Origin of the sequence: Sphaerotilus sp., from assembly GCF_031429695.1 — a bacterium.
GTDB lineage: Bacteria > Pseudomonadota > Gammaproteobacteria > Burkholderiales > Burkholderiaceae_C > Sphaerotilus.
The window spans coordinates 16,852-28,211 of record NZ_JANPAB010000005.1 but is presented as its reverse complement, the minus strand read 5'-3'; the positions used below and the strand labels follow the sequence as shown (position 1 = coordinate 28,211).

At 68.1% G+C, this 11,360-nt stretch carries 13 protein-coding genes; 3 read left to right on the top strand and 10 right to left on the bottom strand.

Annotation, left to right across the window (positions count from 1 at the left end; genetic code table 11):
• Positions 1–75: 75 nt before the first annotated feature.
• On the top strand, positions 76–915 hold the full coding sequence (locus RMP06_RS00430) for a DODA-type extradiol aromatic ring-opening family dioxygenase (protein ID WP_310459802.1): 840 nt from the start codon (positions 76–78) through the stop codon (positions 913–915).
• Positions 916–936: 21 nt separating this feature from the next.
• On the opposite strand, the gene RMP06_RS00425 is transcribed toward RMP06_RS00430, so the two are convergent.
• Positions 937–1,701 (bottom strand): Nif3-like dinuclear metal center hexameric protein, encoded by a 765-nt coding sequence (locus RMP06_RS00425; RefSeq protein ID WP_310459801.1) that lies wholly within the window; start codon positions 1,699–1,701, stop codon positions 937–939.
• Positions 1,702–1,712: 11 nt separating this feature from the next.
• On the opposite strand from RMP06_RS00425, the gene RMP06_RS00420 reads away from it, so the two are divergent.
• Entirely contained in the window at positions 1,713–2,879 is a 1,167-nt protein-coding gene (locus tag RMP06_RS00420; protein WP_310459800.1) for a S1C family serine protease, read from the top strand.
• Positions 2,880–2,906: 27 nt separating this feature from the next.
• On the opposite strand, the gene tatC is transcribed toward RMP06_RS00420, so the two are convergent.
• From tatC to hisI, 6 genes are read right to left on the bottom strand one after another with little or no spacing between them, the layout of a single operon-like run.
• Positions 2,907–3,680 carry a twin-arginine translocase subunit TatC gene (tatC, locus tag RMP06_RS00415; RefSeq protein ID WP_310459799.1) on the bottom strand — a complete coding sequence of 258 codons (774 nt, stop codon included), beginning with the start codon at positions 3,678–3,680 and terminating at the stop codon, positions 2,907–2,909.
• 3 nt (positions 3,681–3,683) lie between these two features.
• Positions 3,684–4,178 (bottom strand): Sec-independent protein translocase protein TatB, encoded by a 495-nt coding sequence (tatB, locus tag RMP06_RS00410; protein ID WP_310459798.1) that lies wholly within the window; start codon positions 4,176–4,178, stop codon positions 3,684–3,686.
• A gap of 20 nt (positions 4,179–4,198) precedes the next feature.
• Positions 4,199–4,450 (bottom strand): Sec-independent protein translocase subunit TatA, encoded by a 252-nt coding sequence (gene tatA / locus RMP06_RS00405; RefSeq protein ID WP_310459797.1) that lies wholly within the window; start codon positions 4,448–4,450, stop codon positions 4,199–4,201.
• 37 nt (positions 4,451–4,487) lie between these two features.
• On the bottom strand, positions 4,488–4,835 hold the full coding sequence (locus tag RMP06_RS00400) for a histidine triad nucleotide-binding protein (RefSeq protein WP_310459796.1): 348 nt from the start codon (positions 4,833–4,835) through the stop codon (positions 4,488–4,490).
• On the bottom strand, positions 4,832–5,182 hold the full coding sequence (locus tag RMP06_RS00395) for a phosphoribosyl-ATP diphosphatase (protein ID WP_310459795.1): 351 nt from the start codon (positions 5,180–5,182) through the stop codon (positions 4,832–4,834). The genes RMP06_RS00400 and RMP06_RS00395 overlap by 4 nt, the downstream gene beginning before the upstream one ends.
• Before the next feature lie 8 nt (positions 5,183–5,190).
• On the bottom strand, positions 5,191–5,601 hold the full coding sequence (gene hisI / locus RMP06_RS00390) for a phosphoribosyl-AMP cyclohydrolase (protein WP_310459794.1): 411 nt from the start codon (positions 5,599–5,601) through the stop codon (positions 5,191–5,193).
• Between the two features lie 57 nt (positions 5,602–5,658).
• Here hisI and pdxA point away from each other — a divergent pair, with 57 nt between their 5' ends.
• Positions 5,659–6,735 carry a 4-hydroxythreonine-4-phosphate dehydrogenase PdxA gene (gene pdxA / locus RMP06_RS00385; protein WP_310459793.1) on the top strand — a complete coding sequence of 359 codons (1,077 nt, stop codon included), beginning with the start codon at positions 5,659–5,661 and terminating at the stop codon, positions 6,733–6,735.
• Here pdxA and ubiA read toward each other — a convergent pair.
• The 3 genes from ubiA to RMP06_RS00370 all read right to left on the bottom strand — a co-directional run bounded on the left by ubiA (position 6,720) and on the right by RMP06_RS00370 (position 11,096).
• On the bottom strand, positions 6,720–7,574 hold the full coding sequence (gene ubiA, locus RMP06_RS00380; protein WP_310459792.1) for a 4-hydroxybenzoate octaprenyltransferase: 855 nt from the start codon (positions 7,572–7,574) through the stop codon (positions 6,720–6,722). The genes pdxA and ubiA overlap by 16 nt on opposite strands.
• 16 nt (positions 7,575–7,590) lie before the next feature.
• Complete coding sequence (locus RMP06_RS00375; RefSeq protein ID WP_310459791.1) at positions 7,591–10,053, bottom strand: putative bifunctional diguanylate cyclase/phosphodiesterase; 2,463 nt, start codon at positions 10,051–10,053, stop codon at positions 7,591–7,593.
• 104 nt (positions 10,054–10,157) lie between these two features.
• The gene (locus tag RMP06_RS00370; RefSeq protein WP_310459790.1) at positions 10,158–11,096 is read right to left on the bottom strand and encodes a hydrogen peroxide-inducible genes activator; all 939 of its coding nucleotides are present in this window, start codon (positions 11,094–11,096) and stop codon (positions 10,158–10,160) included.
• Between the last annotated feature and the right edge of the window lie 264 nt (positions 11,097–11,360).

Here is an 11,360-nt window from a genome sequence, read left to right as displayed (position 1 = left end):
CGGGTCTCGGCCGAACGCTGTGTGCAAAGGCACAGAATGTCGGTGGCCGATCGCGGTGCTTCAATCGAGTCCACCATGCACACACATCCCTTGCCCCCGCTCTACCTGTCGCACGGCTCGCCGATGATCGCCATCGAAACATCGCCGGCCTCGCAGTTCCTCGACCGCCTCGGCGCGGCGATCGACCGCACCTTCGGGCGACCGCGGGCGGTGGTGGTCGTCTCGCCGCATTCGGCCACGCGCCAGCCGATGGTGCTGGCGGGCGCCCGCCATGAGGCGATCCACGACTTCGGCGGCTTCCCGGCCGAGCTGTACGCGCAGCGTTACGACGTGCGCGGTGACGCGTCGCTGGCGCACGAGGTGGCGCGCCGGCTGGGCGAGGCGGGTATCCCGACGCAGGCGGTGGACGCCAGTGGTCTGGACCACGGCATCTGGACCGTGATGAAGCGCGCCTGGCCTGGTGCCGAAGTGCCGGTCGTGCCGCTGACGCTCGTGCCGACGTGGACGCCGGCGCAGCTCTGGGCGGCGGGCCGTGCGCTGGCGGCGCTGGCCGAGGACGGCGTGCTCATCATTGGCAGCGGCGCGATGACGCACAACCTGCGGCGCTTCTTCGGCGCGCGCACCGTGCCGGAGGGCCAGATCGAGCCGGACGTGGTGGCGTTCCAGGACTGGGTGCACACCCGCGGTGCGGAGCGCGACTGGCCTGCCTTGCTGGACTACCGCAAGCAGGCGCCCGGTGCCGCGCTGCAGCACCCGACGGATGAACACTGGCTGCCTTACTACATCGCCGCGGGCGCCGGGGGCGAAGCGTCACCGGTCGTGCGCATCCACAGCAGCGTCGATGCCGGTGTGCTGGCGATGGACAGCTTCGCGTTCGGGCCGCACGCCGGGGCGCTGGCGGCGGCGTTGGCCTGAGCGGCACGGCACCGATCCGGCTCAGCCCGGGTTGTCGATGTCGATGAAGCGGTGTTCTATGCCGAAGTGCGTGGCCAGGTGCGCGCCGAGCGCCTGCACGCCGTAACGCTCGGTGGCGTGGTGCCCGCAGGCCAGGAAGGCCACGCCGGTTTCGCGGGCGATGTGGGCCTGTGGCTCGGAGATTTCTCCGGTCAGGTAGACATCGGCCCCGGCCGCGATCGCTGATTCAAACCAGCCCTGCGCGCCGCCCGTGCACCAGGCCACCCGTCGGACTTCCCGGCCATCACCCGGGGCCACGACCGGCGCCCGGCCCAACCGTGTCCCGATCCGGGCCGCCAGCGCATCCAGCGTGCAGGGGCCATCGACCGGCCGGCCGATCACGCCGAGCGCCTTGTCGCCGAAGGTGCCTTCGGTGACCAGCCCGAGCTGGACGCCGAGCTGCGCGTTGTTGCCGAGCGTGGGGTGGGCATCCAGAGGCAGGTGGAACGCGAACAGGTTGATGTCGTGGCGCAGCAGCGCGGCCAGGCGCTGTTTCATCCAGCCGGTCACACGGCCATCCTGGCCGCGCCAGAACAGGCCGTGGTGAACGAGGATGGCGTCCGCGCCTTCTGCGGCCGCGGCCTCGATCAGCGCGAGGCTGGCCGTGACCCCGCTGACGAGGCGCCGCACCTCGGCGCGCCCCTCCACCTGCAACCCGTTGGGACCATAATCGGCGAACCGGGTCACCTCCAGATACTGCTCCAGATGGTCGGCCAACTCGGTTCGATTCACCACGTTCTCAGTCATCTTTGATCTCCATGCGCAGGCTCTGGCTCGTATTCTCTCAAGCGGTCACGGTCGCTCTGGCCGTGGTCTTCGTGCTGGCCACGCTCAAGCCGCAGTGGATCGGTGCGCCGGCCGGCGGCCCGGCCGTGCAGTTGAACATCTCGCAGGCACCGCCTGCGGGTGCGAACAGTGCCTCTTCCAGCCCAGGCAGTTTCGCGCCTGCGGCACGGCGGGCCTCTCCTTCGGTGGTCAGCGTGGTCACCAGTGCGGCGGCGGACCCCAAGCGCAAGCCCAACCCGGCCGAGCCTTGGTTCCACCGTTATTTTGGTGACCAGGAAGGCCCGACCAGCGGCACTGGCTCGGCCGTGATCGTTTCGGCCGACGGTTACCTGCTCACCAACAACCACGTGGTCGAAAACGCTGGTCAGATCGAGATCGGCCTCGCCGATGGTCGGCGCGTGGTGGCCAAGGTGATCGGCACCGACCCGGACAGTGACCTCGCGGTGCTGAAGGTGGCGCTCAAAGGCCTGCCTGCGATCACCTTCGGGGACGCGGACGGCTTGCAGGTGGGCGATGTCGTGCTGGCCATCGGTAATCCGTTCAACGTGGGGCAGACGGTCACCTCGGGCATCGTCAGCGCGGTCGGTCGCACCGGGCTGGGGCTGAACACCTTCGAGAACTTCATCCAGACCGATGCCGCCATCAACCCCGGCAATTCGGGCGGTGCGCTCGTCGATGCCACCGGGCAGTTGCTCGGCATCAACACGGCGATCTACTCGCGCTCGGGTGGCAGCATGGGGATCGGCTTCGCGATCCCGGTGTCCACGGCACGGCAGGTGATGGAAGGGCTGATCACCGAAGGTGTCGTGACCCGCGGCTGGATCGGCGTGCAGCCCAGCGACCTGACCGCCGACATGGCCGAGTCCTTCAAGCTCAAGGTGGACCACGGCGTGCTGATCACGGGCGTGCTGCAGGACGGCCCCGCCAGCGCCGCCGGCATGCAGCCGGGTGACGTCGTGCTGAAGGTGGGAGCCTCGGCGGTGGCCAATACCGCGCAGTTGCTCAACGCCGTGGCGGCACTCAAGCCGCTGTCGTCAGCGGTGATCACGGTGCAGCGCGGCGAGCAGGCGGTGGACCTCACCGTGAAAGTCGCGCAGCGCCCGAAGGCCAAGGTCGCGGGCCGCAAGTCGGCCGAGTAGCCAACCGAGTCGCCGCCGCGTGGCCCGTCAGTCGGCCGACTCCGACGCAGGGGCCTGGGTGTGCTTCAGGAAGAACTGCGACGCCACGATGCCCACCTCGTACAGCAGGCCCATCGGCAGCAGCAGCGCGACCATCGACACGGCATCCGGCGGCGTCACCAGCCCGGCGGCAGCCGCAGCGGCCACCCAGAAGTAACGCCGGAACTCGCGCAGCTGGTCCACCGTGAGCACGCCCAGCCGCGTCAGCACGACCACCGCCACCGGCACCTCGAAGGCCACACCGAAGGCGATGAACATGGTGATCACGAAGTCGAGGTAGGCCTCGATGTCCGGGCTCACCGCCACCGAAGCCGGTGCCATCGACTGGATGGCCGGGAATGCTTGTCCGAAGACAAAGAAATAGCAGAAGGACACGCCCAGGTAGAACAGCACCGTGCTGCTCGTCACCAGCGGCAGCACCAGCCGACGCTCGTGCTTGTACAACCCCGGCGCCACAAACGCCCAGATCTGGTAGAGCACCCATGGCAAGGCCGCGCCGAAGGCCACCAGCAGCGTCACCTTGATCGGAATGAGGAAAGGCGAGACAACGCCGACCGCGATCATCTTCGAGCCCACGGGTAGCGCCTTGACCAGCGGCAGCGCCAGCAGGTCGTACATCCGCGACGGGCCGGGAAACAGGCACAGCAGCGCGAAGATCGCTCCGACGCCGTAGACAGTCTTGAGCAGGCGGTCGCGCAGCTCGATCAGGTGGCTGACGAAGGGCGCTTCGGTGCCTTGCAATTCATCGGGGGGAGTGGACATGGATCAGAGCGGACGCGTCGGGCGCGCAGGGCGGAATCGTGCCACCCGGGCGGCGCCCGACTGCACATGGCGGCGCACGTTCTCGCTCTTCTTGTACCACTGGGGCACCGCAGAACGCTTGATGCGCCAGTTCTTCTTGGGGGGCTTGTAGGCCGTCGGGGCCGGTGTACTGTCCCAGTTGTAGGGCTCGTAGGTCGGGGTGTCGCCATCGACGTGCTGGCCCAGGGCGGCGTTCACGTCGCGCGTGGCGTCGTTCAGCCCGCCGGACACCGACTGGCTGACGTCGCGGGCCGCGGTCTCGAACTGTTCGCGGACCTTGGTCAGCTCTTCCAGCTCGATCGAGCGGTTGACCTCGGCTTTCACGTCGGCGACATAGCGTTGTGCCCGGCCGATCAGCGTGCCGGCCATGCGGGCCACGCGGGGCAGCCGCTCCGGGCCGATCACGACCAGCGCGATGCCTGCCACGAGCATGATCTTGGAAATGCCGATGTCGAGCATGGGTCAGGTGCCGCGCTGCATCACAGCTTGGTCTTGGCTTCGACGTCGATGGTCTGGCTGTCGAGGCGCTTCTCTGCGACGACCTGAGCGGCCGGTGCGGCGGTGGATGCAGCCGCAGCGGCTGCATCCACCTTGTCGCCATCCTTCACGCCATCCTTGAAGCCCTTGACGGCCGAGCCGAGATCGGAGCCGAGGTTCTTGAGCTTCTTGGTGCCGAAGACCAGCACGATGATGACGAGGAAAATGATCAGGTGGGTGGTGGACAGGCCCATGGTGGTGCTCCGGTGCGGGTTAGCGAAGAATTCTAGGTCAGCCGTGTTTCCAGGGTCGGGGTCCGCCCATCACGTGCATGTGGAGGTGGTAGACCTCCTGCCCGCCGTCCGGGCCGGTATTGATCACGGTGCGAAAACCGTTGGTCGCGCCTTGCTCGACGGCCAGTCGCGGGGCCAGCGTCATCATGCGGCCCAGCAGCGCTTCGTGCTCCGCGGTCACGTCGCCGAGGCCGGCGATGTGCTGGCGCGGAATGACCAGCAGGTGGACGGGCGCGGCCGGGTGGATATCCTTGAACGCGATCAGCTCGTCGTCCTCGTAGACCTTCTGGGCGGGGATCTCGCCAGCGGCGATGCGACAGAACAGGCAGTTCGGATGGTGGCTCATGGTGCGGCAGGGGGAGTTGAGGGTCGGCTGGCGAACTCGGCCAGACCGGACAGTCCTTCGCGGCGTTCCAGCTCGGCAATCACGTCGGCCGGCGTCAGCCCGAACTGGGTGAGCGCCACGATGCTGTGGAACCACAGGTCAGCGACCTCGTAGACGATCTTCTGCGCGTCGCCATCCTTGGCGGCGATCACGACCTCGGTGGCCTCCTCGCCGATTTTCTTGAGGATGGTGTCGGTGCCCTTGTGGAACAGGCGTGCGACGTAGCTCTTGTCCGGATCGCCGCCGCGGCGCGAGGCGATGACCTCGGCGAGACGGGCCAGGCTGTCCTGGGAAGCAGGTGTCGTCATCGGCATCTTCATCGCTTGGCGTAGATGGAGCTGGGATCTTTCAGGACCGGATCGACGGGTTGCCACGCGGACTGCCCGTCCGCGCCGGGCAAGAGCTGCTCGTAGAAGCAGGAATGCCGCCCGGTGTGGCAGGCGATGCCGGGTTCGTGGCCGCGCTGCGTGACCTTGAGCAGCACGACATCCTGGTCGCAGTCGATGCGGATTTCATGCACCTGCTGCACATGGCCCGACTCCTCGCCCTTGTGCCAGAGACGCTTGCGCGAGCGGCTCCAGTAGACGGCTTCGCCGCGCTCGGCGGTGAGCGCCAGCGCCTCGCGGTTCATCCACGCGAACATCAGCACGTCGTTCGTGCCCGCTTCCTGCGCGATCACCGGCACCAGGCCGTCGGCAGTCCATGCAATCTTGTCCAACCAGTTCATGCGGGGGAGTGTATCAACCGGGCATGACCGGTCCGTCCGTTCCGTGACAATCTCCCCATGGCATACCTTGACCCTGTTCAACCTCTCGCCACACCCCCTGTGGTGATCACGCTGGGCGACGCGCTGGGCATCGGCCCGGAAATCATCGCCCGCGCCTTTCTCGATGCCCGTACCGGTCCCGTCGGACGGACGCTGGTGATTGGCGAGCCCGCAGTGCTGCGCCGTGCGGCAAGCGTCTGGCGCCAGCGGGCCGATGTGCCCGAGCTGCCCATCGCCGTGATCGACACGGTGGCCGATCTGGCCGAGGTGCCGCCGGGCGCACTTCCGGTGTTGCTGCCGAGCTGGCGCTGTCCGGAACTGGCGCAGGCACCGTGGGGCACGGTCGACGCCCGCTGCGGCCGGCTCGCCGCCGCCTGCATCCGCGACGCGGTGGCACTGGCCAGCCGCGGCGCGGTGTCGGCCATCGTCACGGCGCCGATCCACAAGGAGGCGCTGTTTGCCGCGGGCGAGCCGTATCCGGGCCACACCGAGATGCTCGCCGCCGAGAGCGCAAGACACGGGCAGCCAGCGGACGTGCGCATGATGCTGGCGAACGAGGAGCTGAAGACCGTGCTGGTGACGGTGCACTGTTCGCTGCGGGAGGCCATCGAGCGGGTGACGTTCGACGCGGTGCTGTCCACGCTGCGCATTGCCCACGCGAGTGCGGCGCGCTGGGGGCAGCCGGCGCCGCGCATTGCCGTGGCCGGGCTGAACCCGCACGCGGGCGAGGGCGGTCTGTTCGGCCGCGAGGAGATCGAGGTCATCGCGCCGGCCATCGCTGCCGCACGCGCCGAGGGCATCGACGCCCGTGGCCCGTTCGCACCGGACACGGTGTTCATGCGCGCCCGCACCGGCGAGTTCGATGTGGTGCTGGCGATGTACCACGACCAGGGGCTGATCCCGGTGAAATACCTGGGCGTGGAGCAGGGCGTGAACGTGACGCTGGGCCTGCCCTTCGTGCGCACCAGCCCGGACCACGGCACGGCTTTCGACGTGGCCGGGCGCGGCGTGGCGGATGCGTCGAGTCTGGTGGCGGCGCTGGCGATGGCGCGGCGGTTGGCGGGCGAGGTGCCCGCCGGTCAGCGCAGCGCGTAGTCGAGCACGACGCCCGCGAAGACTGCAGCACCCAGCCAGTGGTTCTCGCGGAAGGCGCGGAAGCAGCCGTCGCGCGAGCGGTCGCGGATCAGCGTCCAGTGCCACAGCGCCTGTGCGGCGGCCACCGCGATGCCGACGAGGAACATGTTGCCAAGACCGGCGCGCAGGCCCAGCCATGCCCAGACCGCCAGATAGACCGCGTAGAACGCCATGATCGCGGGCACGTCCCAGTGGCCGAGCGTGATCGCCGAAGTCTTCATGCCGATCTTGAGGTCGTCGGCGCGGTCCACCATCGCGTACTCGGTGTCGTAGGCCAGCACCCAGAACAGGTTGCCCGCAAGCAGCCCCCAGGCCAGCGGCGGGATCTCGGCGCGGGTCGCTGCGAACGCCATCGGGATCCCGAAGCTGAACGCCACGCCCAGCACCGCCTGCGGCATCGAGACGAAGCGTTTGGCATACGGATACACCAGCGTCACCGCCAGCGCGCCGAACGACAGCCAGATGGTCAACGCATTCGTGGTCAGCACCAGCGCGAACGCGACCAGCGCCAGTGCCGCACCGAGCGCCAGGGCTTCCTTGACGGAGACCGCGCCGCTGGTCACGGGCCGGGCGGCGGTGCGCTGGACGTGGCGGTCGAAATCGCGGTCGGCCACGTCGTTGATGCAGCAGCCAGCGCTGCGCATGAGGATGGTGCCCAGCGTGAACACTGCCAGCAGGTGCCATCCCGGGAAACCCGCCGCCGCCAGCCAGAGTGCGGCCAGCGTCGGCCACAGCAGCAGCAGCCAGCCGGCCGGGCGGCTCCATCGGATCAGGTCAAGGTAGAGGGCGAGCTTCTTCATGTCCGCGATTGTCACGTCACAGCATGGTCTCGGGCAGCGAAGGCATCAGTTCGGCAGTGCGGGTGTCCTCCAGCTCCAGCTCGCGCGGGCGCTGCGGCCGGTCGCGCTCGCGCCACTTGAGCACGAACTCCAGCACCTGGTCCGCCGGCATCGGGCGCGAGGCGAAGTAGCCTTGCACCATGTTGCAGCCCTCGGCTTCGAGCACGTTGATCTGCAGCGGCTCCTCCACGCCCTCGGCCACGGTCGACATGCGCAGCGACTTGGCCAGCGCCAGGATGTTGCGCACGATGGAGCGGGCGTCCCGGCTGATCAGCAGTTCGCGCACGAAGGCGCGGTCGATCTTGAGCGTGTCGAAGGGGAAGCGGCGCAGGTAGGCCAGCGACGAATAGCCGGTGCCGAAGTCGTCCAGCGCGATCTGCACACCGAGTCGGCGCAGTGCGTGCAGCCGCTCCACCGTGCCGCGGTTGTCGTTGATGAACACCGATTCGGTGATCTCCAGCTCCAGCCGGCCGGGGGCCAGGCCGCTGGCCTTCAGCGCGCGCAGCACCGCCTCGGGCAGGTTCTGCGCCATCACCTGCACGGGCGAGATGTTGACCGCCACCTGCAAGGGATCCGGCCAGCGGGCGGCCTGGCAGCAGGCTTCGGTCAGGGCCCACTCGCCCATCGGCAGGATCAGGCCGCTTTCCTCGGCCACCGGGATGAACTCGGCGGGTGTGATGGCGCCGTGTTCCGGGTGGTTCCAGCGCAGCAGGGCCTCGAAGCCGATGACTTCCCAGTCGTGCAGGCTGACCTTGGGCTGGTAGTGCAAGGAGAGCTGGTTCTTCTCCATCGCCTCGCGCAGGTCACGCTCCAGCACCAGCCGGCGGCGGATCTGCTCACCCAGCCGGGCGACGAAGAAGCGCATCGAGCCCGTGGCATTCGCCTTGGCGTCGTAGAGGGCGAGGTCGCCGTTCTGCATCATCTCGTCGACGGTGGTCCCGTCCTGCGGGAAGCGCGCGATGCCGATGCTCACGCGCACCGGCACGGCCGCGCCCATCACCTCGCAGGGCGCGCGCATGGCGTCGACGATGCGCTGGGCCGTGGTGCCGATCTCGGCCTCTTCGCGCACCGAGCGCAGCAGCACCGCGAATTCGTCGCCGCCGAGCCGGGCGACGACGTTGCTGCGCCCGACCGCTTCCTTGATGCGGCGGGATACCTCCACCAGCAGCGCATCGCCGGTGGCGTGGCCGAGGGTATCGTTGACGTTCTTGAACCCGTCCAGGTCCAGGCACATCACGGCGCCCTGGCTGAGCCGGGTGCGGCTGGTCTGCAGTGCACCTTCGAGCAGCACGCGGAAATGGGCCCGGTTGGTCAGCCCGGTGAGCGTGTCGTAGTGCGCCAGCCAGGCCAGTCGGCGGTCGGCGATGCGGGCCTGCGTGACATCGCGGGCCACGCCGCGCCAGCCGATGGCGCTGCCGCGTTCGTCCACCAGCGGCTTGGCGGTCATCGACCACCAGCGCTGCTTGCCCTGGATCACCATCGGCAGCAGCACGTCACGGAAGGGATGGCCTTGGGTCAGGCGCTCGTGCAGAGTGTTGGCGGATTCGCGGTCGGACTCGCTGAGCTTCTTCTGGAGGTCGGCCAGCAGCGCGAGCAGCGAGTGGTCGTTGAGGTCTTCCACCGTCAGGCCCAGTGCACCGGCGAACTGCTTGGAGACATGCTTGAGGCGGCCTGCCGAATCGATTTCCCACAGCACGTCGCTGCCATGCTCCTCGAAGTCGCGCAGCAGCAGGCCGATGAGCTGGTTCTGGTGCTCGGCCTTGACCTCGGCGCTGACGCGGGCCTGCAGGTTGCGGCGTACGCCCCGCGAGGCGCCGATCGCCAGCCCCGTCAGCACGATCCACTGCACCACGCCATAGCTCTGCAGCGCCGAGCCCCAACCGACATAGGACACCAGTGTGCCCACGCTCATCGCACCCGTGAAGGCATTCATCGCCCGGGGCAGTGACAGGAGCGTGAAGGCTCCGGCACTGAGCATGGCGACCATGGACAGGCCGATGGTGAGCTGGTGCGCGGGCTGGTTGTCGAAGACCAGGGTGGCGGGCGCCAGGCTCCAGACGGCGCCTATCAGGGCGGCGTGCAGGTCGTAGGTCGTGATGCGCTGCGAGGAGACGGCCGAGGCGCGCACGCGGCGGTGGTTGAACCAGAACTGCAGTTGCGCCAGCGTGAGGGCGACGATCGCGGTGAGCCACACGAGCAAGAGGGTCTGCGGAATCTGCGGCGACGCGGTGAACGCCAGCAGCAGGGCGTTCATCAGCGACATGCCGGCCATGTACGGCAGCGTGCGCAACACGGTGGCGTGCTGGCGCAGCCGCACCCGGGCATCGACAGCGGCCTCGGACGACTGGACCGAGTTCCGACGATCGGTGCGGCGGCGTTCCGCGTCACGACGCCGCAGTGACGTCGAAGAAGTGCGGTTCGTTTTCGGGGAGGAGGGCATCGGGGAAACTCGCAACCGGACATGTCGGACCATGTCCCCGTTGCTGATTTCGGCAGCGATGCGGGCAGCTTGAGGCGGCGAGGCGGTCCGCCGGCCGTCCCCGGTCAGTCGGTCACGCGGTGGACCCCGGGCAGGGCGCACTGGTAGACCGCGTTACGCAGTGCCGCAATGGCCTCGTAGCGCGTGAAGGAGCGCCGCCAGGCCAGAACCACCCGCCGGGTCGGCACCGGATCGCTGAACGGCACGTAGCGCAGCAGCGAGGGGTTGTCCGGTGCGTCATGCCCGACCGGCACCGACAGTTGCGGCACCACGGTGATGCCCATGCCCGAGGCCACCATGTGCTTGATGGTCTCCAGCGACGAGCCTTCGAAGCTCTTGCGGATGCCTTCGGTGTCGCTGGAGAAGCGGGCGAACTCCGGGCAGACCTCCAGCACATGGTCGCGGAAGCAGTGGCCGGTGCCCAGCAGCAGCATCGTCTGCTGCTTCAGCTCGGCCGACGAAATCGAGGTCCGCCCGGCCAGTGGGTGGTTGCGCGACATGGCCACCATGAACGGCTCGTCATACAGCGGTGCGATTGCCAGACCGGTGTCGGGAAAGGGCTCGGCCAGGATCGTGCAGTCCAGTTCGCCTGTGCGCAGCATTTCCAGCAGCCGAACGGTGAAGTTCTCATGCAGCATGAGCGGCATCTGCGGCACGTGTTCGATGGCGTTGCGCACGAGGTCGGGCAGCAGGTAAGGGCCGATCGTGTAGATCACGCCCAGCCGGAGCGGCCCGGCCAGCGGATCCTTGCCACGGCGCGCGATTTCCTTGATCGCGGCGGCGCTTTCCAGCGTGGTCTGTGCCTGCCGGACGATTTCCTCACCCAGCGGTGTGACGCTCACCTCGCTGCCTCCGCGCTCGAAGAGCTTCACTTCCAGCTCCTCCTCCAGCTTCTTGATCGCCACTGACAGCGTGGGTTGCGAGACGAAGCAGGCCTCGGCTGCCCGTCCGAAATGCCGCTCTCGGGCGACGGCCACGATATAACGCAGTTCGGTGAGGGTCATTGCTGGTCCCAGGCGCGCGGCAAAGGCGCCGCATGGCTGGATTGTGCTCAAAATGAGGAGCAGTGTCATGGTGCCTGCCCGGATGACCGCGCCACTGCCTCTCGGGAAAATGTGGCGTCAGGGCATCGGCCGGATTTCTGCCGGACCGAAAACGGGCCGAATGTCAGGGAGGCGAATCTATAATTCGCGGCGTTTTTGCTTGATCGACATCAAAACCACCATATGAGCAAACAGATACTTGTCACGGTCGCTTCCGCTTTTGCA

What these genes read in the sequence shown, in the direction of transcription:
- RMP06_RS00430 (WP_310459802.1), top strand. Translation starts at nt 76, where the DNA reads ATGCACACACATCCCTTGCCCCCGCTCTACCTGTCGCACGGCTCGCCG.
- RMP06_RS00425 (WP_310459801.1), bottom strand. Translation starts at nt 1,701, where the DNA reads ATGACTGAGAACGTGGTGAATCGAACCGAGTTGGCCGACCATCTGGAG.
- RMP06_RS00420 (WP_310459800.1), top strand. Translation starts at nt 1,713, where the DNA reads ATGCGCAGGCTCTGGCTCGTATTCTCTCAAGCGGTCACGGTCGCTCTG.
- tatC (WP_310459799.1), bottom strand. Translation starts at nt 3,680, where the DNA reads ATGTCCACTCCCCCCGATGAATTGCAAGGCACCGAAGCGCCCTTCGTC.
- tatB (WP_310459798.1), bottom strand. Translation starts at nt 4,178, where the DNA reads ATGCTCGACATCGGCATTTCCAAGATCATGCTCGTGGCAGGCATCGCG.
- tatA (WP_310459797.1), bottom strand. Translation starts at nt 4,450, where the DNA reads ATGGGCCTGTCCACCACCCACCTGATCATTTTCCTCGTCATCATCGTG.
- RMP06_RS00400 (WP_310459796.1), bottom strand. Translation starts at nt 4,835, where the DNA reads ATGAGCCACCATCCGAACTGCCTGTTCTGTCGCATCGCCGCTGGCGAG.
- RMP06_RS00395 (WP_310459795.1), bottom strand. Translation starts at nt 5,182, where the DNA reads ATGACGACACCTGCTTCCCAGGACAGCCTGGCCCGTCTCGCCGAGGTC.
- hisI (WP_310459794.1), bottom strand. Translation starts at nt 5,601, where the DNA reads ATGAACTGGTTGGACAAGATTGCATGGACTGCCGACGGCCTGGTGCCG.
- pdxA (WP_310459793.1), top strand. Translation starts at nt 5,659, where the DNA reads ATGGCATACCTTGACCCTGTTCAACCTCTCGCCACACCCCCTGTGGTG.
- ubiA (WP_310459792.1), bottom strand. Translation starts at nt 7,574, where the DNA reads ATGAAGAAGCTCGCCCTCTACCTTGACCTGATCCGATGGAGCCGCCCG.
- RMP06_RS00375 (WP_310459791.1), bottom strand. Translation starts at nt 10,053, where the DNA reads ATGCCCTCCTCCCCGAAAACGAACCGCACTTCTTCGACGTCACTGCGG.
- RMP06_RS00370 (WP_310459790.1), bottom strand. Translation starts at nt 11,096, where the DNA reads ATGACCCTCACCGAACTGCGTTATATCGTGGCCGTCGCCCGAGAGCGG.